The following is a 20,644-nucleotide window of genomic DNA, read 5'->3' on the forward strand; positions in this document are numbered from 1 at the left end:
CCGTGGTCCGGCAGACTCGCAGACATGCCAGTACCGTCCGATCCACCCGCCGACACCGCCGAGCTCATCGCCCTGATGGGCAGCGGCGCCAAGGTCCGGTTCCTGCACTTCTGGGGCCATCGGCCCGGCCCCGGCGGGTCCGTCGGCGCGGGCTGCCTCAGCCAGTGGTGGCCGGCCGAGTTCACCGTCGACGGCGTGCGCTTCGCCTCCGCCGAGCACTACATGATGTGGTCGAAGGCGACCCTGTTCGGCGACGCCGCGACCGCGGCGAAGGTGCTGACCGCCGGGCACCCGAACGACGCGAAGACCCTCGGCCGGCAGGTCCGCGACTTCGACGACACCGTCTGGAAGCGGGAACGCTTCGACGTCGTCGTGCGCGGCAGCGTCGAGAAGTTCGGCCAGCACGCCGACCTGCGCGCGTTCCTCGTCGGCACCGGCGACCGGATCCTGGTCGAGGCGAGCCCCCTGGACCGGGTCTGGGGCATCGGCCTCGGCGCCCGCGACGCGTCCGCCGACGAGCCGGCCCTCTGGCGCGGCCTCAACCTGCTCGGCTTCGCGCTCATGCGGGCCCGGACGATCCTGGCCGCGGCATGACCCGCCCGTCGCTGCGGAAGCGGAAACAGCCTGAGCCGCTGCCGTTGCCGGGCTGGCTGGCGTGGCCGGTGCGGGTCGTCGCCGTCGCCGTCGTCCTGCCGTTCAAGCTGCTGTGGGAGCTGTTCGCGGCGATCCACCGGTATGTCGTCGCACCGGTTTCGCGGCTGATCCACCGGTACATCCTGCGGCCGCTCGGCATCGCGTTCGACTTCGTGGTGGTCCGTCCGATGCGCTGGCTGCTGCGCCACCTGGTCGTCGTCCCGCTCGCGTGGCTGATCGAGCACGTGATCGCCCCGGCGCTGCAGGCGCTGTGGGACGGCACGGTGTGGCTCGCGAAGCGGACCCGGCTGTTCTGGGTCTACCTCGGCAAGGCCATCTGGTGGACGGCGGTGCTGCTGTACCGCTACCTCCTGCGCCCCATCGGCATCGCCGTCGGGTTCGTCATCGGCATCCTCGTCGACTACGGCCTGCGCCCCGCCGGTCAGCTGCTCGCCTGGTTCTGGCGGTGGGTGATCGTGCCGGTCGGCCGGGCGGTGGCCTGGTCCGTCGCATGGTCCTGGAACCATTCCGTCGTGCTGCTGTGGCGGTATCTCGTCGCGCCCACCGGCCGGTGGATCCGGGATGCGGTGCTCCGGCCGGTGGGGCGGACGGTGGGTCGAGTCCTGGCGACCATCGGGTTGCGCTGACGCGCTCAGAACCTGGTGTGGGTCATGGTGTACCAGGTCGGCGCGAACATCGTCAGCGCCAGCACCACCAGCACCACGGCCGACGTGACGACCCGCCGGGTGGTGAGCGGCTCGGCCGGCAGCGGCCGCAGGCGCCACCGCCCCGCGGCGACGAAACCGGCGACCCCGCCCAGCAGGACGTTCGCGGGCACCAGCGGGTATTCGCCGCGCACGATGTGGAACCCGGCGGCCAGGAGCATGGTGAGGGCCAGGCCCGCCGCGGCGAGCGGCACCAGGCGCGGCCCGACCCGGGTGAGCGCCGGCAGGATCAGGCCGATGCCGCCGAGCACCTCGGCGACGCCGATGAAGACGATCAGGGGCTGCGGCACCGCCGCGTACCAGGCGACGGCCCGGGGCGCCTCGGCGTAGAGGGTGGCGTCGGCCAGCAGGACCTTGCCGAAGCCGCTGCCGGCGAAGAAGAAGCCCCACAGGACCTGCAGCGTCCACAGGACGCCGTTGAGCGTGAACCAGGGCCGGCGGGCGGTGACGGTGACCGTGCTCATGTCGTCTCTCCTGACTGCGCTGTTTCGCTGACAGGAGACATCGGAGCACCGGGGTGCCCCGCCGCGCGCCGCCCGTGGGACACCGTGGGACACCCGGCACGCGCCCCACCTGCGTAAACGCGACCTTGTTCCGTGATCGCAACCCGGGACGCCCCGTCGGGCCGCGCGAAAACGGGTCGGTGCGGAGCGCCCCGGATCGATACGCTGCGCGTGATCGCATCCACCTCTGTCGTGGAAGGGGCTCCACTTGAGCAATGACACCCGCGGATTACGGGGACGCGGGCGGAAAGCGGCGAAAGCGCTCACCGTGACGGTGGTCGCCGCCGCGGCGGTTCTCGCCGCGACACCGGCGAGCGCAGCCGAGCCGCACTTCTCGTTCACCCCCACGTTCAGCGCACTCACCGACTCGGCGACGCCCGGGACGGCGACGTACTACCCGGAGGGCTCCCTCCCGCTCGGCGCGCACGTCGTCGGCGGGGTCACCCACAAGACCCGGGTCTACTTCGGGTTCGACATCGGCAACGTCCCGCGCGCCCGGCTGCACGCCGCCAAGCTGCGGGTCATCGACACCGGCGCCACCGACTGCGGCACGCCGCGCGCCCTGGAGGCCAGGCCGGTCGCGGAGTTCACCACCGCCAACTCGTGGAACCGTCCGCCGGCGTCGGCGGGCAGCACCGTCACCCCCGTCGCCGAGACGCCCGGCTGCCAGTCGGTGCTCAACTTCGACCTGACCGACGGGCTCGACAGGGCGCTCAAGAAGCACCAGAGCCGCCTGTACGTCGAGATCAAGGTCCCCGGCGGCAAGGAGAACAAGCTCGAGTTCGGCCGCTACCTGGACCAGAGCAACTACCGCCTCAACGTGGAGCTCACCAACACGCCGCCGAAGACGCCGACGAAGGTCGGCTACACCTACGGCGACAGCGGGTCCTGCGCCGGCAGCACGTACTACGCCGGCTACGACTTCACGGTGTTCGCCGAGCAGACCGACCCCGACGCCGGCGACGCGCTGCGCACCGAGGCCGAGCTCTGGCCCACCGGCAACCCGTCGGCGGTGACGTCGATCCCGGTCAGCCAGACCAGCGGCGGGGACGGCGTCTGGGGCTCCGGCTACGTCGGCATCGGCGGCCTCGCCGAGGGCACCTACGCTTGGCACGCGCGCACCTACGACGAGCGGGCCTACTCGGCGTGGAGCGCGCCGTGCACCTTCGTGGTGGACAAGACGGCGCCGAACGCGCCCGGCGTCTCCTCGGTGGACTACCCGGAGAACCCACCGCTGCCGACCGGTGAGGCCGGCAAGCCGGGCACGTTCGTCTTCACCGCCAACGGCTCCGGCGACGTGACCGAGTTCGTCTACGGCACGTCGCGGTTCAGCCTGAACAACCGGGTCGCCGCCGACCACGTGGGCGGCACCGCCACGGTCGAGTGGCGTCCGTGGGGCAGCGGCCCGCAGACGCTGTACGTGGCGAGCATCGACCGCGCGCGGCTGATGTCGGTGGTGCGCGAGTACAAGATCAACGTGCGCAGCTACGGGGTCAACGCGTGGCGGACCGACCAGGTCCCGGACCCGGCCGGCAGCCGCGGCGCCGTCGTCACGCTGCACTTCGAGACCCAGGTCGGCAACGGCATCACCAGGATCGCCTACACGGTCGACGGCGGCGCGCAGCAGTACGCCACGGTCGGCGCCGACGGTGTCGCCGAAGGGCCGACGGTGCCGCTGCCGGCCGGTCAGCACGAGCTGACCTACGCCGGTCAGGACAGCTCCGGCGCCTCCCACTACGACCCGGTCACGACCTACTTCTTCTCGGTCGACGACCCGGAGGTCACCTCCGACGGCGTCTACCCGGTCGACGGGTCGGGCGGCGGCGTCGGCGTGGAGGGTGTCTTCACCGTCACGCCGTACTTCGCCGCCGGTGTCCAGGACGTGCGGTACTTCACGTCCGTCGACAGCACCCCCAGGACGGTCGCCGTCGACGCCGACGGCAAGGCCCGTGTGCACTGGACGCCCACCGAGGCCGGGTGGACGTACTTCTGGTTCACGGTCCGCTACACCGACGGCACCAGCTCCAGCCCGCACTCGTTCGCGGTCACCGTGAACGGCTGAGAGTTCTGCGCTGAAACGGGCCCGGCGGTGTTCCGCCGGGCCCGTTTTCCGTTCCGGACCGGGGTCAGGCGACGGGCTCGAGCTGCCGAGCGGGTTCCGCCTCGACCTTCACGTGCGGCAGCAGGCGGTCCAGCCAGGCCGGCAGCCACCAGTTCGCCCGGCCGAGCAGCGACATCGTCGCCGGGACCAGGACCAGGCGGACCAGGGTCGCGTCGATGAGGACGGCGGCGGCCATGCCCACGCCGGTCATCTTGACCGTGACGTCCGGGTCGAGGGCGAAGCCGACGAACACCGCGACCATGATGGCCGCCGCGCTGCTGATGACCCGGCCGGTCGCGGACAGGCCGCGGACCACGCTGCCCTGCGCGTCGCCGGTCGCCAGCCAGTCCTCGCGGACCCGGGACAGCAGGAACACCTCGTAGTCCATCGACAGTCCGAACAGGACGGTGAAGAGCAGGATCGGCACCCAGGTCGACACCGGCGCCGCGTGCGGCAGGCCGACCGCCCGCGCGCCCGCGTCGGTCTGGAAGACGGCGGTCATCACGCCGTACGCCGCGGCCACCGACAGCAGGTTCATCACGGCCGCCTTGACCGCGACGACCGGCGCCCGGAACAGCACCGTCAGCAGCAGCAGCGACAGCGCGACGACGAACGCGACGACGATCCACAGCCGCTCGGCGAGCCGGTCGGAGATGTCGGCGAACACCGCGACGAGTCCCGTGACGAGCGCGCCGTCGGGCAGCACGTCGGCGCGGAGGCGGTCGAGCAGCTCGGTGGTCCGCTCGTCCTGCGGACCGGTCGAGGGTTCGACGAGGATGACGGCCACGTCGCCGGTCCGAGCGGCGGGCACCACCAGCGCGACGCCCGGCACGGCGCGCAGCGCCGCGACGAGACCATCCACATCGGACACCTTGGTCGGGTCGACGGCGATGACGAGCGGGCCGTTGGCGCCGGGACCGAACTCGGCGGACGTCAGGTCGTACGCCTGCCGCGCGGTGTTGGAGGTCGGCTGGCTGCCCGCGTCCTGCGGCCAGGTGCGCATGCCGAGGACCGGCGCCGACAGCGCGGCCAGGACCAGCAGCGACGCCAGGGCCGCGAGCACGGGCCGCCGCCCGACGAGCACCGCCCACCGCGCCGTCCACCCGGGCTGCGCCGTCGCGGTGCCGTTCGGGCCCGCGGTGCCGGTCGCGGCGGCGGATCCGGCGGTCGCGGCGTGCTTCCGGACCGCGCGGGGGAGGACCCGGTGGCCCGCCAGGCCGCACAGCGCGGGGACGAGCGTGATGGAGGCGAGCATGACCGCGCCGACGGCCGCGAACGTGGCGTAGCCGTACGACGAGTACACCGGCAGCGTCGCCAGCTTCAGACCGAACAGCGACACCAGGACGGTGAGGCCGGCGACGATGACCGACGAGCCGGCGGTCGCGTTCGCCGCCGCGGCCGCCTCGCGCGGGGTCAGCCCGGCCCGCAGCCCCTCCACGTGCCGGGCGACGAGCAGCAGCGCGTAGTCGATGCCGACGCCGAGCCCGACCATGGTCGCGATCGTCGGCGCCGTGCCGCTGATGTCGGTGACGGCCGCCAGCAGCGCGATGACGGCGCTCGCGACGCCGAGACCGGCGATCGCCACGATCAGCGGCAGGCCGGCGGCGACGACCGAGCCGAGCGCGAGCACCAGGATCAGCAGCGCGACGACGATGCCGACCGCCTCCGCGGTGCCGGACGGCGCGGAGATGTTCTCGGCGACCTGGCCGCCGAACTCGACCTGCAGCCCTTCGCGGACGAGCGGCTCGGCGGCGGTGCGCAGCGCGTCCATGCCGGCGGTGCCCACGAAGTCGGTGACCGGGATGGTGTACCGCACCGCGATCAGCGCCGTGTCGCCGTCGGCGGACATCCGCGGCTGCGACACGTCGCCGGCGCTCGGCATCGCGGCGAGCCGGGCCCGCAGCCGGTCCAGGGTCGCCGGGTCGACGGGACCCTTGCCGTGCACGACGACGCGGGCGTCGGCGCCGGACATCGCCGGCAGGTGTTCGCGCAGGAACTCGGTGCCGGCCTGTGACTCGGTGCCGGGCACGTTGTAGTCGTCGTGCGGGGTACCGCCGAAGCCGGCCGACAACGTGGTGAACGCGACGAGCACGATCAGCCAGGCGCCGATCGTGCGCCAGGGGTGCGCGGCGGCCGCTCCTCCGAGCCGGCCGAGCAAGCGGGACATATGTGGTGCCTCCAAGTCGTCTGATGCAGCGGTGCCACCATCCCGGGTGACACTTTCAGCCGACTTGGAGTCCGCTAGTACTCCCTGTTCAGGGTGCTGTTCAGGCCGCACGGACCGGCACGACGGGCGGCGGCCGGAACTCGCCGTGCAGGACGGCCGGGCCCGGCTGGTACATCCGCAGCACCGGACGGAAGCCGCCCTCCGGCGCCGGCAGCCAGTTGGTGTCGTCGCCGGGAGGGTCGTGCTGGACGCGGATCGTCAGCGACCCGTCGGGCTCCCGCCGCAGGCCGGGGGTACCGCTGCCGATGGCGCGGCGGTCCAGCTGGTTCGGCACCGGGCGGGAGCCGGGCACGTCGTAGACGGCCAGGGACCAGCCGGCGCCGGCCGGTGGCGGCTCGGCGAAGTGGAGCTCGTAGGCGTGCGCGCCACTGAGCCGCTCCCCGTCGCGGTCCTTGTGCACGGTCGGCGCGACCGCCTCGTAGGCGTGGTTGCCCCACAGGCCGGTCCGCGCGGCGACGGCCCGCACAGCGTGCGCCTCGTCGCGGTCCGGCATCGTCCACTCCGGCGTGTCCATCGTGCCGACCTCGAAGTAGTCGAGGTTGAAGTCGAACATGTGCAGGTCGTTGGTCCAGCCGTTGACGAGCCCGGCGTGCCGGGTCATCGCCTCCTCCTCGAGGTGGTCGCGGGCGACGGCGAGCCCGTCGCGCAGCGTCTCGCGGAACTCGCGCGGCGCACCGGCGTACGGCGACGTGCCGGGCTCCAGCAGGCCGATCGGCGCGAACCTGCGCTGGTAGCGCCGCTCCGCCGGGGAGGGCGGGAACGCCGCGATGGACCGCCGCAGCGACTCGAAGAACAGCAGGTCCTCGGGCACACCGGCCTGCGGGTGCGGCAGCCCGTCCAGCGGCACCTGGGGGTACATCGGCTCGATCCGCAGCGCGTCCTGCAGCGCGTGCACCTCGGCCAGCTCCTGCTGGCCGCACGCGAACCGGCCGATCAGCGTCGTCACCATCGTCGGGATCCTGATGACCTGGGCGCCGGGTGCCTCCCGTCCCGCCCAGCCGGGCGGCACCAGCAGGAGCTCCCGCTCGCCGCTGCCGGTGGAGCGTTCGCTGACGTAGGCGTAGTTGTCCGTCCACGCGTCGACGAACTGCAGAACGTGATACCGGTCGCCGGTGTCGGGGACGCGCAGCCACAGCGGACCGCCGGACAGGTCGAGCCGCGCGGTCGAGTACAGCAGGTCCGGGTTCGCGTTGCGCCGGTCGTCGAAGCGTCGCTGATGCGTGAACGTGTTGTCCGGTCCGCCCTCGCGTTCCACGGCGGCGAGGCTGGTCAGCAGAGGGTAGCCGTACTGGAACGCTTCGGCGGCCAGCGTCGTCAGGTCCATCGCCCTCAGGTCCATGCGCGTTCCTTCCGGGGTTCGGATCGCCTCCTCCTGGACTCCAGCCTGCTCGCCGGGCGGCGCCCGGGTGGGTGAGGCGCCGGGTGGCTTCGGCGCCGGGTCCTCCTGGCTTTCAGTGGCGCGGGTTGGTCCGCTTGGTGGGGACCGCGGTCGCCGGGTCCTCCGGCCACGGGTGGCGCGGGTAGCGGCCCCGGAGCTCGGCCCGGACCTGCTGATATCCGGTGCGCCAGAACGACGCGAGGTCCCGGGTGACCGCGACGGGACGGCCGGCGGGGGACAGCAGGTGCAGCAGGACCGCCACCCGGCCGTCGCCGACGTTCGGGGTCTCCAGCCAGCCGAACGCCTCCTGGACCTTCACCGCGAGGACGGGTGCCTCCGGGTCGCTGTAGTCGATCCGGACCATGGATCCGCTGGGCACCGGCAGCCGCTCGGGCGCGATCTCGTTCAGCCGCGCCGCGGCGGGCCACGGCAGCATCGCCCGGAGCGTGCGCTCGGGGTCCACCGTGGACAGCTGCCGGACCGTGCTCAGATCCGTGTGCGCGATGACGGCGGCGTCGCTGACGTCCGGCCACGGCGGGCCGAGCACCCGGTGACAGAAGTCCATCCGCTGCCGCAGCTGTGCCGCCTCCTTCGTCCAGCGCAGCCCCTGCTTCGCCAGTGCCTCACGCATGGCCCGCTCGACGAGCTCGCGCGGCGGGTCCTTGAGCTCTCGCCGCCGCAGCGTGATCGCGCCGAGCTGCTCCCGGCGCTCCGCGCCCTCCGCGGTCACCTCGTCCACTGTGGACAGCAGTGCCGCGCCGGCCTCCCGCGCGGTGTCCTCGTCGATGGCGGCGGCGAGCCGGACCCGCGCGGACGCGTTGCCCGGCTGGCGGTCCGCGACGGCGACGGCGAGCCACGGGTGCCCGGTGAGCGGCGATCCCTGCGCCAGGGCCGCCTCGGTGCCGCCGGCCATCAGGTACCCGCCGCCGCGCAGCCTCGCCAGCCGCTCCGGGTAGGCGAGCCCGACGATCAGCCCGGCCGTCAGATCGTCGGGCAGGCCCTTCGCCCCCGCGGCGCCGACGCGCTGCTGTGCCGCCCCGGTGGTCTCGGTGCCGCGCTGCTGTGCCGCCCCGGTGGTCTCGGTGCCGCGGTGCAGGCGGTCCACCTCGGCGCGCCAGCGCGGGTCGCGGGTGTCGCGTAGATGGCGCCAGGCGGCGGCCAGGTCGTCGCCCCGCGCAAGGGAGTCGTCGGCGAGGATCGCCACCACCTCGGCGGCCTTCCGCGCGCCCACCTTCGGCCCGCCGTCCAGCAGCGCCCGGGCCAGCCGGGGGTGCGCGCCGACGCGGGACATGCGGTGCCCGCGCGGCGTGGCCCGCCCCTCGTCGTCCACGGCGCCGAGCGCCCGCAACGTCGTCCGCGCCACGCGCATCGCGGCGGCCGGGGGAGTGTCCGGCAGGGCGAGACCGGTGCCGTCGGGATGCCCCCAGCAGGCGAGCGCGAGGGCGAACGCGGTCAGCTCCGCGACGGCGACCTCGGGCTCGGGCTGCGCCGGCAGGCGTTCGTCGTCGGCCTGGGACCAGCAGCGGTAGACGACCCCGGGCCCCTCCCGGCCCGCCCGTCCGGCCCGCTGGACGGTCGATGCTTTCGCCGCTCGTACCGTGGCGAGCGAACCCAGACCGCGAGCGTGGTCGGTCCGGGGCACCCGCGCCAGACCGGCATCGACGACGACCCGGACCCCCGGCACGGTCAGGCTGCTCTCCGCGACGGCCGTGGCGAGCACGACCCGGCGCCGGTCGCCGGCGCGGATCGCGGTGTCCTGCGCCACCGCGGGCAACCGGCCGTGCAGGACGTCCACCGGCAGGTCGGCCAGCCCGCGCCGCACGGACGCGATCTCACCCGCACCCGGCAGGAAGACCAGCAGGTCCCCGGCCGTCTCCCGCCACGCCCTGCGCACGACCGCAGTGACGTGGTCCAGGAACGCCGGGTCGACCTTCAGCCCGTGCGGCGGCCTGACCGGCCGGTCCGGCGGGCACCACACGACCGCGACGTCGTGCAGCGCCCCTTCGGCCTCCACGATGTCGGCCCGCAGCAGGTCCGCGAACCGCTGCGCGTCGGCGGTCGCGGAGGCCGCCAGGAGCCGCAGGTCCGGCCGCAGCGTCTGCCGGCACTCCAGGAGAAACCCCAGCGCCAGGTCCGTGTCCAGGTGCCGCTCGTGACACTCGTCGATCATCACGGTGCCGACGCCGGCCAGCTCGGGATCGGCGAGGAGCCGCTGCACGAGCAGCCCAGTGGTGACCACCTCGACCCTGGTGCGGGGCCCGACCCTGCGGTCGCCGCGGACGCTGTACCCGACGGTCTCCCCGACCCGCTCGCCGCGCAGCTCCGCCATCCTCCGCGCCGCCGCCCGCGCCGCGATCCGCCTGGGCTCCGCCACCACGACCGTGCCCTCGAACGCGTCGGCGAGGGCCGTCGGCACGAGCGTCGTCTTCCCCGTCCCGGGCGGCGCCACGAGCACCGCCGTCCCCGTCCCGAGCGCCCCGACGACATCCCCGAGCACCCGCCGCACCGCCAGCTCCGCCACGCCCCAACTCCTACAGCACCGGTGCTCCGGTCCGGCTCGCGGGGGATGGGGGCGGCGGTCGGCTAGCCTGCGCTGATGTCCGACCTACGTGAGCTCGTCGTCCGCTGGCAGCGCGGCTGGGGACTGTCGCGCGCGCTCCCCGCCGCCGCCGACCTCGGCCCGGGGCTGCGGGTGCGCTGCCTGCAGATCGGCCGGGCGGTCGAGTACTTCGCGCTCGATCAGGACCCGGCGTCGCTGCGTGACCTGGCCGGCCGGGTGGCCGCCGAGACCGAGGTCACGTGGCTGACCGTCCCGACCGCCGACCCGGACCGCACCGCCGGACTGCTGGAATCGGCGGGACTGGTCGTGCTGAAGCGCTCCGAACTGATGATGACCATCGACCTGTGCGATCATCCCGAGCCGCCGCCCGCCGCGGGGTACACGCTGCGGACCCGGGCGCAGGACGCCGTGGTCACGGCCACCGTCCATGACGCGGCGGGCACCACCGGTGCCCACGGCACGATCGGGCTGGCCGGCCCCGACGCCGTCGCGGACCGGATCGAGACGATGTCCGCCCACCGCCGCCGGGGCCTCGGCAGCACCGTCATGGGCGCCCTGGCGGCCGCGGCGGTCTCGGCGGGCGCCACCCGCGGCATCCTGGTCGCCAGCGAAGAGGGCCGGCACCTGTACACGAAACTCGGCTGGCGACCCGCCGCCACCGTCCTCATCGCCGCGACACCCGGCACCGTCTACCCGTCGTAGGCATCGCCGGTCGTCTTCGGCGAATATCAGCGGGTCTGTATGGCCTTGTCCAGGCGGGATCGCCGGGCGCCTATGTGCGTGAAATCATCGACTCGCTCGCGCGTCTGCGTCGAGCGAGACGGGGAGATGTCATGCATGTGAATCATCCTGCCCTCCGCCGCATTCTCTGCCTGGCCGGCGTCGCCGCCCTCGCCGGGGCGTTGCTCACCGGGACACCCGCGGTCGCGGCGCCACCGTCCTCGACCGCCCAGGCCGCCGCCACCACCCCCACCACCGCCGGCACTGTCCTTGCCGATGCCGCTCAGCCCGCGTTCGCGCCGGTCGCCGCCGGCACGGCGGTGAAAGCCACGTCCGCCGCCACGTGTGGCGGGGCGCTGGCGTTCGGCGACATCGCGGTGTGCCCGGCGATCTCCGGCACCCGTCAGGACGTCTTCACCGTCACGACGACGAAGGCCGGCGACAAGCTCTACACGATGCTGACCCGCGGCAGCGGCGACTTCCTGCAGGCCTTCGTCACCAAGGGCGCCACGCAGGTCTGCTTCTTCGGCGTCGACGCCGGCACGTGCCAGCTCCAGCAGGCCGGCACCTACACGATCACGGTGAAGCTGTACAACGGCGTCGGCTCGGGCAACTACAGCCTGTCGGTGCAGTCGATGCGGTCACCCGCCGCGTGCACGACCCTGCCGAACAGCTTCTTCTCGTTCGCCTCGGCCGGGGTGGGCAAGACGGTGCCCGCCGGGTCCGCCGGGGACTGCTACAAGTTCAACCAGCCGGTCGGCAGCGTCCTGCGACTGGACTCGCCGAAGGGCGTCACCCCCACGCCGGGCCAGCCCGCCGACGTGCAGGGCACGATCCTGAACGCGCAGTTCGAGCCGGTCTGCCCGGTGCGGTACGCGACGACCTGCACCCTGACGACCGCCGGCCCGTACTTCCTCGACCTCTTCGAGTACTACGGCAACCAGGCCACCTACACGCTGCGGATGTCGCGGATCTCCAACGCCGCCGGGTGCGCGCCGTTGAAGCCGGCGCCGTTCGGCGACCCGGGGGTGAACGCCGGCACCGGGACCGTCAACCCCGACGGCGTCGCCTGCCACAAGGTGCGCATGCCCTCCGCGGGCACCATCGGGATCCGCGTCTACGACTGGCAGCAGATCTTCTGGTACCTCTACGACGACGCGGGCGCGGTCGTCTGCGACAGCTACACCAACCGGCGTTCCTGCACGCTGCCGGCGGCCGGTGACTACTCCGTCATCACGCTGAACCAGGGCTACGAGCCGATCACCTACCGGATCGCGGCGACGGCCCTGTTCCGCAACGCGGGCTGCGCCGCCTCCACCGGGCTGTCCTGGGCGCCGGACGCGCTCCTGGTGCACCAGACGTCACCCGTGCAGACCAACTGCCAGCCGTTCCACGCCAACGCCGGCGACCGCGTGATCGCCTACGCCGCCCCGCTGGTCTACAACTCGGTCGACCGCTGGATCGTGGACAGCACCGGCGCCAAGGCCTGCCCCGACTACACCGACGGGGAGGACGGCTGCCTCCTGCCGGCCACCGGCACGTACCGGGTCGTCTCCTTCCTCAGCCGGTGGGACACCGAGAGCCCGGACGAGACCTACAAGCTGCAGGTCCGCCGGCTGTCACAGCCCGCGGGCTGCCCGGTCATCCGGCCCGGCACCTACAACGCGGCGCCGGCCGGGTCGCTCGGCCCGATCCGCTGCCGCATCCTCAACGTCAGCACGCCCGGCAGGTACATCGCCAAGGCCTTCGACGCGGACAACTACCAGACCTACGCGGCGGTCTACGACAGCACCGGCCACCGGATCTGCGCCGACAGCAGCTACTGCGACATCCCGGCCGCGGGCCGCTACACCATGGTCCTCAACGCCGGTGTGGTCGACTCCGTCCTCGACAACGACTTCTCGTTCGTGACGGCGCTGCTGCCCGTCCAGCCGACGGGATGCCCCGCGTTGCCGACGAACGGCTTCCAGGACCCGCCGCTGCAGGCCGCGTTCACGGCACCGGGCCAGTTCCTCTGCCGTCAGCTGACCGGCCCCGCCGGCTCGAAGATCGTCCAGCTGAAGCCCACCGACGCGACCGGCTCCTCGAACCCCACCGGCATGGTCCTGGACGCGGCCGGCAACTTCGTCTGCGACCTCGACTACAACCTGCACCAGACCAGCTGCCCGCTGTCCGGCGTCGCCCCGCTGGTCCTGGTCCTCAACGAACGCAGCGGCGACCCGCCGGGCGCGTTCTCGATGGCGTTCGCCCGCGTCGACGGCCCCCCGACCTGCCCGGCCCTGCCTTCCGGCGCGACCGGCTCGACGGTGACCACGTCGGCGACCCACTTCGGCGCGTGCTTCAACATCCCCGCCGACGAGCACACCGCGAGCACCACGTTCACGTGGCACCGCACTTCGGGCAGCGGCGTCGCGTCGCTGTCGGTCTTCGACCAGAACGGCCTGCGCTACTGCGGCGCCACCCCCGGCTACGAAGACCGCACCGTCACCTGCAACTACCTGCCGACCGGCCCGCTGACAGTCGTCCTGGAAACCGGCGCCGCCGACGCCACCTACCAGCTCACCCGCTCCTGACACCGCGAATGCGCCCGGCCGACCCCTTCCGAGGGCCGGCCGGGCGCATTTCTTGCCGCACCGCCCACATGCGCTGTCAGGTGGAGCGTCGACCGCGTCATGCCCGGTTCATCGGACCGGCGGCGGGCGCAGGCGCCGTCACCGGCGGCGGCCGCTCAGCTCGGCAGTGAGCGAACGCCGCGGACCCTGATCACTGCGGGTAGTCGCCGGGGTCGACCGAGTCGGTGTCGGCGTTGCCGCCGACGCTGGCCTTGAGGGTGATCTCCCAGGTGGTGTACTGCTTGCTCGTGGTCTTGAACTCGAAGATGTCCGCGAACTTCTCGAACTCGCAGGAGCGGGTGAAGCCGGCGACGCCCGCGTCCCAGTCGACGCCGGTGGCCATGTACACCTGGTAGCTGCCGTCCTTGACCTTCTTGACCTTGAACGTCTTGCCGGCCGAGACGTAGACCGTGAAGGCCGCGACCTTGCCGCCGTTCGGGACGAGGCTCACGACGACGTCGCTCTGGCTGCCGCTGTTGTTGATCGTGAACTCGCCCAGCCCGTTGAGGGTCCCCTTCTTCACCATGGTGCCGTTCGCCAGCGTGCGGGTCTGCTGGGCGACCGGCGCCGGCAGCCACGCGCCGAACGTGAAGGCGGACCCGAAGGCCTTGACCGCCTCCCGGAGGTAGGTCGCGGCCTGCGAGCCGGTCACCTGGGCGACCGCCGAGGAACCGGCGCAGACCTCGCCCGACTTCGCTGATCCGGCCAGCGTGCTGAAGTCGCTGCTCAACGACTCGAACGCCCGCTTGATCTGCTCGTGGCCGGCGGCCGCCTCCTTCGGCGGGGTGAGGTTGGCGAACCGGGGTCCGCTGGCCTTGACCGCCTCGGCCAGCGCCTGCACGGCCTCGACCGTCGCCGTCTGGTTCTTCGCCGCGACGACCTTCTGCCACGCCGGCCCCATCAGCGCGTCGGCCTCGGTCAGGAGCGTCTGGTAGGCGGTGGCGGTCACCGGCTCCGGTGCCTTGCTCGGCGTCGGGCTCGCCGAGGAGCCGCCGGCCGCACCCGAGGAGGTCCGTTTCTGGTCGGGGTCGCCGGCGACGAAGGCCGCGACCCCGCCGACACCGCACACCAGCAGGAGCACGGCGGCGACGACGCCGACGATCAGCTTGTTCCTCGACCTCCCGGGCGCGACCCGGTCACCGCTCGGCCACCCTGCGCCCGGGCCGCCGGTGACAGCACCGGTGGCCGGCGCGCCCCAGTTGGGAGCACCGGCGGGCGGCATCCCGTACGCGGGCATGCCGGAGGTGGGTGCTCCGTACGCGGGCATGCCGGAGGTGGGTGGTCCATACGCGGGCATGCCGGAGGTGGGTGGTCCGTACGCGGGCATGCCGGAGGTGGGTGTCCCGGGCGTGGGCATGCCGTACGCGTCGGGCGTCCCGTACGCGGGCATGCCGGAGGTGGGTGCTCCGTACGCGGGCATGCCGGAGGTGGGTGGCCCGTACGTAGGCATGCCGGACACTGGTACGCCGGGGGTCGGCATGCCCGGTGCAGGGGCGTCAGATGTGCCCCACGCAGGGAAGTCCGGGTTCGGGCCGGCGGGAGAGGGCGGCGTCGTCACGCGAGCACCGTACAGGTTCAGATGCATGTGCATGTGCCCCGACCGGGCGTCTGGTCAGCGCCGGGTCAGTCCGGCAGTGATGTCCTGACCGAGATGCGGAACCGTGAGCCGATACGCCGGATAGACGATCCGTACTCCGCGAAATCAGGCGGCGATGACCACGAAGGGAGGGGCGGCGGGTGCCGACCCCTCCCTCCGTGGTGTTCTCAGCTCAGCCGCTGGGCGGTGCCGGTGGTGGCGTCACCGGACTGGTACGAGACCAGCAGCGTGGTGCCGGCCGGCAGTGCGCCGGTCGTCGGCAGCCACACATCGCGCGAGCCGCCGCGGTCGAACTCGACCGTCGTTTGCGCCAGGATCGAGTTGCCGTCCCAGACGAACACCCGGGCGGTGCCTGCCTGGCGGGTCTTGAGCTCGACCTCGACGCCGTTCTGGTTCTTCTTGGTGATGTTCTTGACCTTGATCGCGTCGTCACCCAGTGCAGCCCAGCCGCCGGGGGCGACCTTGTCCTCGCTCGACTGCAGAATCGTCTGCGGCGAGTTCACGCTCATCGCCGCCGTGTCCGGCATGATCGGCGTCTTGGGCGACGAAGGACGGGTCTGGTAGCCCTCGAGCTTGGCGACGCCCCAGCGCCACGGGTCGGCCCGCACGCCGCTCCAGGTCGACCAGCCGACGCGGGTCTGCCCCGCCAGGTCCTGCGTGTCGGAGTCGTTCACGAGGATGTTCATGCCCATCTTCGACGCGTCCACGTTGTCGGGAAGGACGTTGAAGGGCACCTTCACCTCGATCCGGTACCCGGTGTAGGGGCTGCTGGTGACGACCGACGCGACCTGCAGGCCGGGCGCGGTCTCCGGGCCACCCTGGTGGTTGTCCCGCTCCCGGGCGAAGCACGGCGGGTTGCCGTTGGCCGGGTCCTTCGTGATCGGGAACAGCGCCACGTTGAACACCGTGGAGGTGTTCGCCGAGCCGCCGCGCGGGTCGATGCCGAACTCGACGTTGTCGTTGCGCCGGGGGCGCTTGCAGTCCTCCGCCGGCAGCACCGAGCCGAGCACGTCGTCGGTGATCTCGAACAGCGCGTAGATCGCGTCGTCGGTGTAGGTCAGCCGGGCCGTGCCGGAGATGTCCGCGGCCGTGGTCGCGGTGCCCTCCCAGCGGGTGGAGATGTCGATGACCTCGCCGCCGTATTCGCCCGGGCTCGCCGTGCCGTCGATGACCGGAGCCGTCGAGGCCTTGGGGATGGACGTGACCGGCACGATGTTGAGGACACCGGGCTCGACCGCGCTGCCGCCGACGTAGCTGGTCTCGATCTGCACCGGGTAGCGTCCGTCGTTGGGCGCCCGGTTGGCGGTCGGCAGTGACGCGTCGGTGTTGGTCACGGTGAACGTGACCGAGCCGCGCGTGCCGGGCTGCAGGCCGCTGTAGCTCTGCTGCGCCTCGGCCACTGCGAAACCGGCGGGCACGTTGAGCTTCACCGTGCCGGACTGCACGTTCTTGCTGTGGTTGGTGAGGTCGACCCGGATCGGCTGGGTGCCGCCGCTGGGGATGCTCCGCAGAGACTCGATCAGCGCGTCGAGGGACTGGACGCGGTTGGTCTCCGTCCAGTCACGGAAGTCACCGACCTCCGCCAGCGGCTCGAGCGTGCCGCGAACCGGGGCGGTGGCCTGCACCAGCGTGGTGTTGCTGCCGGTGCCGTCCTTCTTGGTGGTCATGGTCGCCTTGAGCTGGAACCGCTCGCCGGCGACCAGGGTGGCCGGCGGGGTGACGGTGAACGTGGCGACGGACTCCTTGTTGTTGGGCGTGATGGTGCCGATGTCGCCCTTGCCCGTGACGGTCCAGCCGGCCGGGGCCGTCAGGGCCACCTTCGCGCCCGGGATCGCCTGGGTGCCCCGCACGTTGGTCTTGACCTCGAACGGCTGGCCGGCCAGCACCTGCCACGCCTGGGCGCGGACGTGCAGCTCGGTGCCGAGCGGCAGCCCACCCTGGGCGCGGATGCTGGTGCCCTGCAGCGCGGCGGTGCCGCCGACGTTCGGGTCCGGGTACGGCGTGCGGCTGTCGATCATCGTGATCCGGTTGCAGCCGATGCTCGCCGGGTTGCTCTGCGCGTTCGCGGTGTCGCCCCAGCCCTGGGACGCGTACTCGCGCCGCGCCCACACGCCGACCTGGTTCCACCGGGTGCCGCCGTGCCGGGCCGACTCGTAGCCCTGCCAGGTGCCGAAGATGGTGTTCGTCGACTGGGACGGCGTGAACGTGGTCTCGCAGGCCTGGCCGTTCGAGCTGGTGCCGCTGCCACCGGCCTGGAAGAGCCGGGCGGGACGGAAGGGCTCGAGCTTTTCCTTCTTGATCTGGTCGGGGAAGACGTTGGGGTCCGCCGCGGCGTAGAAGGCCTCAACGGCGAGCATCGCCGCTTCCTGGTGGTTGCCGTGGTTGCCCTGCGTCGCCGACGGGTTCATCGTGACGATGATCTCCGGCTTGGTGGTCCGGATCGTCCGCACGATACGCGACAACGCGCGCTGGTAGCCCCAGATCTGCTCGGACAGCGGCGCGCTCGCGGTGTAGTAGAAGTCGAGCGCGTCGAGGTTGTAGACGTTCTTGACGCCGGCCCAGCCCACGGCCTTGCGCTCCTCGTCCTCGCGCAGGATGCCGAGCGCGGGTCCTTCCTCGAGGCCGACCGCGTTGCCGCCGCCCTCGCCCCGGGTCATCGTGATGACCCCGGCCTTCATGTTGTGGAACTCGTTCCAGTAGCCGAACATGCCGAGCTGTCCGGCCTCGTCGTCCGGGTGGGCACCGATGAACATGATGTCCAGGTCGATCGGTGCGTCCGGTTTGGCCTGCGCAGGGCTTGCCAGGCCCATCAGTAGCAGACCGCACGCGGCGATCACGGTTGTGGGGCGCCATCTCATAGGGGCATACCTCTTCGTGTGGTGGATACGGGGGTACTCCTGGTCCGCTGGCGGGTTGCCGGGGTTAATTCGGATTGGAAAATTAGGGCGCGAACGCAAAGACGCCACTGCGCGGTGACCGTCCACAATGGACGGTAAGTTGGGTGTCGCAGTGCCCGGAAAGCCCGCCAGCCCTGGGAGGGTGTTGGGCGTAACGCTAGGGATCTTCCGAAAGAGCTGTCAACACCCCACGAAGGCATTTTCTTCACTATAGAAAGAATCACTCGTCGGCGATGCCCGACGGGATGGCAATGCGAATGCATATGTCCATATTTGCCTTCGTGATCTGTCCACATTACTGTCCGTTTATACGAATGGACGGTCGTTGTGCCGTGGTCAGCCCGCCGCTGCCCACGGGACCGAGGTGGCCCTTCGAGATCGTTCTGTGACTTGACCGTCGATTTTCTTCGCACTAGTAAGAAAGGGTGATCACCGTGGGGAGAGCACCGATCAGCCCGGTCAGCCGGGAGCGGTCGCGTGAGATCAAACGCCAGTCGGTGATCTCGGCTGCCCGGGAGGCGCGCGTGCTGTCCCGGGTCGATCTGGCCGAGCTCACCGGGCTGCCTGCGGCGACGCTCACGGCCCTCGTGCGCGACCTGATCGCCGAGGGATACCTGATCGAGCGTGGCCCGGGCGGCAACACGACCGGGCGGCCCCGCGCGATGCTCGAGTTCAACCCGCGCGCCGAGCTGGTGGCCGCGGTTTCTCTCGAGCCACCCCGCATCACCTGCGAGATCGCCGACAGCAACGGCACGGTGATCGCCCACCGCACGGCCCGGCTCGGCCGCGATGTCGTCGAGACGGTCTGCCAGTTCGTGGCGGAGCTGGTCGCCGAGAACCGGCCGTCGCTGTGCGGGGTCGCGATCGCCGTGCCGGGGGTGTCGTCCGACGGCGCGGTCCGGCTGGCGCCTTCGGTCGGCCTCGTCGAGGCGCGGCCCATCGGCCAGTCGGTGCAGCAGGAGCTCGGCGTGCCGGTGGTCGTCGACAACGACGTCAACCTGATGGCGGCGGGGGAGCGGATGGCCGGTGCCGGGAAGGACGTCGACGACCTGCTGCTGCTGCACGTCGCGGACGGCATCGGCGCCGGTCTCATCCTCGACGGCAGGGTGCGGCGCGGTGCGAGCGGCGCGGCGGGGGAAGTGGGTTTCCTCCCGCTGGATCCGGAAGTGGACCGCCCATACAGCGGTGTCGGCCCCTTCGAGGCGCGCTGGTCGGCCAACGCGATCGCGGAGCGGGTCGTCGCACTGCATCCCGGCCGGCGTCCGGAGGCGCCGGTCGGCGAGCTGATCGAGCTCGCGTCCACCTCCGCCGCGGCCCGCGCGTACCTCGACGAGGTGCTGCAAGCCTGGGCCCGGCTCATCATCTCCTGCGCCTGCGTCGTCGATCCGGGCCGGGTGCTGCTCAGCGGTGCGGCGGCGCAGCTCGACGACGCGGCACTGCAATACATCCAGGACCTGGTCTCCGCCAGGGTCCCCGCCCCCACCGAGGTGCGCCGCGCCGTGCTCGGAGACCAGGCGGCGCTGCACGGCGCGATCAGTTACGCCCTATCGGCCGCGGTACGGCTACCCGGCCCTTCCCTGACCGCAAGTCACCGATAGCACCCCCTTTCTGCATGTGGAGGAAGTCATGAGACGTCGCATCGCCCTCACCCTCGCGGTCGGCACCTTAGTAGCCGGCCTGACCGGCTGCGGTAGCGGAAACGACGATTCGCCTGCCGCGTCGAGCACCCCGGCGAAGAAGGCGGAGAAGATCGTCGTCTACAGCGCCCGCGACAAGAAGGTCACCGACTTCGTCGTCGAGCAGTTCGTCGCCAAGTACCCGGAGTACAAGGGCAAGGTCGAGGTGCTCAACATGGGCGCCCAGGAGGTGCTCGAGCGGACCCGCGCCGAGAAGGCCAACCCGCAGGGCTCGGTCTGGTGGGGCGGCACGCAGCAGGGCCTGTCGGCCGGTGCCGGCGACGGCCTCCTCGAGGCGTGGCAGCCGTCCTTCGCGGCGCAGATGGACGCGCGGTACAAGGACTCGCAGGGCCGCTGGTTCGGCGAGATCCTGCTGCCCGAGGTCATCATGTACAACAACAAGGCGATCCCGGCCGACCAGGCGCCGAAGGACTGGGACGACCTGATCGACCCGCGGTGGAAAGACAAGGTCATCATCCGGGACGTGGCCGCGTCGGGCACCATGCGGTCCATCTACGCCTCGATGATCCAGCGCCTGTCGAAGGACGGCAGCAACCCGCAGCCCGGCTACGACTGGCTGCGCAAGCTCGACGCCAACACCCGCGACTACGCCGCCAACCCGACGGACCTGTACGTCAAGATGTCCCGCGAGCAGGGCGTGGTGAGCGCCTGGAACCTGCAGGACATCCTGCTGCAGTCCGAGCAGTCGAAGATGCCGTTCGGTTACGTGATGCCGGCGTCCGGCGCGCCGGTGCTCGTCGACGGCGTGGCCGCGATCAAGGGTGGCAACACCGAGGGCGCCAAGACGTTCATCGAGTTCCTGTTCGACAGCGGGCTGCGGGCCAACCTGGCGAAGGACTTCTTCCAGATCCCCGCTGTGCCGATCGCCGAGCAGCCGCAGTGGCTGGCCAACCTCAACCTCAAGCCGATGGACGTCGACTGGGACGTCATCGCCAAGAACGAGACCCAGTGGATCAACCACTGGAACGCCGAGATCAAGAACAAGGGCTGACCG

The 20,644-nt window shown here is 71.9% G+C and carries 13 protein-coding genes; 7 read left to right on the plus strand and 6 right to left on the minus strand.

Features of this window, described 5'->3' with window-relative positions:
- The first annotated feature begins 24 nt into the window (after positions 1-24).
- Positions 25-594, plus strand: a complete 570-nt coding sequence (locus ABZS58_RS29275) for an NADAR family protein (protein ID WP_354786435.1) — start codon at positions 25-27, stop codon at positions 592-594.
- On the plus strand, positions 591-1,280 hold the full coding sequence (locus tag ABZS58_RS29280; protein ID WP_354786436.1) for a hypothetical protein: 690 nt from the start codon (positions 591-593) through the stop codon (positions 1,278-1,280). The genes ABZS58_RS29275 and ABZS58_RS29280 overlap by 4 nt, the downstream gene beginning before the upstream one ends.
- Positions 1,281-1,285: 5 nt before the next feature.
- On the opposite strand, the gene ABZS58_RS29285 is transcribed toward ABZS58_RS29280, so the two are convergent.
- On the minus strand, positions 1,286-1,822 hold the full coding sequence (locus ABZS58_RS29285; RefSeq protein WP_354786437.1) for a DoxX family protein: 537 nt from the start codon (positions 1,820-1,822) through the stop codon (positions 1,286-1,288).
- Positions 1,823-2,129: 307 nt separating this feature from the next.
- Here ABZS58_RS29285 and ABZS58_RS29290 point away from each other — a divergent pair, with 307 nt between their 5' ends.
- Positions 2,130-3,923, plus strand: coding sequence for a hypothetical protein (locus tag ABZS58_RS29290; protein ID WP_354786438.1), 1,794 nt, complete (start codon positions 2,130-2,132; stop codon positions 3,921-3,923).
- A 64-nt stretch (positions 3,924-3,987) separates the two neighbouring features.
- Here ABZS58_RS29290 and ABZS58_RS29295 read toward each other — a convergent pair whose 3' ends face one another.
- The 3 genes from ABZS58_RS29295 to hrpB form a co-directional block, all read right to left on the minus strand.
- A complete protein-coding gene (locus tag ABZS58_RS29295; protein ID WP_354786439.1) occupies positions 3,988-6,129 on the minus strand; it encodes an MMPL family transporter in 2,142 nt (713 codons plus the stop codon).
- A gap of 100 nt (positions 6,130-6,229) precedes the next feature.
- The gene (locus ABZS58_RS29300; RefSeq protein WP_354786440.1) at positions 6,230-7,528 is read right to left on the minus strand and encodes a DUF1254 domain-containing protein; all 1,299 of its coding nucleotides are present in this window, start codon (positions 7,526-7,528) and stop codon (positions 6,230-6,232) included.
- A 112-nt stretch (positions 7,529-7,640) separates the two neighbouring features.
- Positions 7,641-10,088, minus strand: coding sequence for an ATP-dependent helicase HrpB (gene hrpB, locus ABZS58_RS29305; protein WP_354786441.1), 2,448 nt, complete (start codon positions 10,086-10,088; stop codon positions 7,641-7,643).
- Positions 10,089-10,163: 75 nt separating this feature from the next.
- Here hrpB and ABZS58_RS29310 point away from each other — a divergent pair, with 75 nt between their 5' ends.
- On the plus strand, positions 10,164-10,829 hold the full coding sequence (locus ABZS58_RS29310; protein ID WP_354786442.1) for a GNAT family N-acetyltransferase: 666 nt from the start codon (positions 10,164-10,166) through the stop codon (positions 10,827-10,829).
- Positions 10,830-10,960: 131 nt separating this feature from the next.
- Positions 10,961-13,420: a hypothetical protein gene (locus tag ABZS58_RS29315; protein ID WP_354786443.1), complete on the plus strand. Its 2,460-nt coding sequence runs from the start codon at positions 10,961-10,963 to the stop codon at positions 13,418-13,420.
- A gap of 190 nt (positions 13,421-13,610) precedes the next feature.
- Here ABZS58_RS29315 and ABZS58_RS29320 read toward each other — a convergent pair whose 3' ends face one another.
- Together ABZS58_RS29320 and ABZS58_RS29325 are read right to left on the minus strand one after the other, a co-directional pair.
- The gene (locus tag ABZS58_RS29320) at positions 13,611-14,909 is read right to left on the minus strand and encodes a hypothetical protein (protein WP_354786444.1); all 1,299 of its coding nucleotides are present in this window, start codon (positions 14,907-14,909) and stop codon (positions 13,611-13,613) included.
- A 314-nt stretch (positions 14,910-15,223) separates the two neighbouring features.
- A complete protein-coding gene (locus tag ABZS58_RS29325) occupies positions 15,224-17,914 on the minus strand; it encodes a sugar-binding protein (RefSeq protein ID WP_354786445.1) in 2,691 nt (896 codons plus the stop codon).
- A 473-nt stretch (positions 17,915-18,387) separates the two neighbouring features.
- On the opposite strand from ABZS58_RS29325, the gene ABZS58_RS29330 reads away from it, so the two are divergent.
- Positions 18,388-19,551: an ROK family protein gene (locus ABZS58_RS29330; RefSeq protein WP_354786446.1), complete on the plus strand. Its 1,164-nt coding sequence runs from the start codon at positions 18,388-18,390 to the stop codon at positions 19,549-19,551.
- Positions 19,552-19,579: 28 nt separating this feature from the next.
- On the plus strand, positions 19,580-20,641 hold the full coding sequence (locus ABZS58_RS29335) for an extracellular solute-binding protein (protein ID WP_354786447.1): 1,062 nt from the start codon (positions 19,580-19,582) through the stop codon (positions 20,639-20,641).
- Positions 20,642-20,644 lie beyond the last annotated feature (3 nt).

Origin of the sequence: Dactylosporangium sp. NPDC005555, from assembly GCF_040605635.1 — a bacterium.
Classification (GTDB): domain Bacteria; phylum Actinomycetota; class Actinomycetes; order Mycobacteriales; family Micromonosporaceae; genus Dactylosporangium.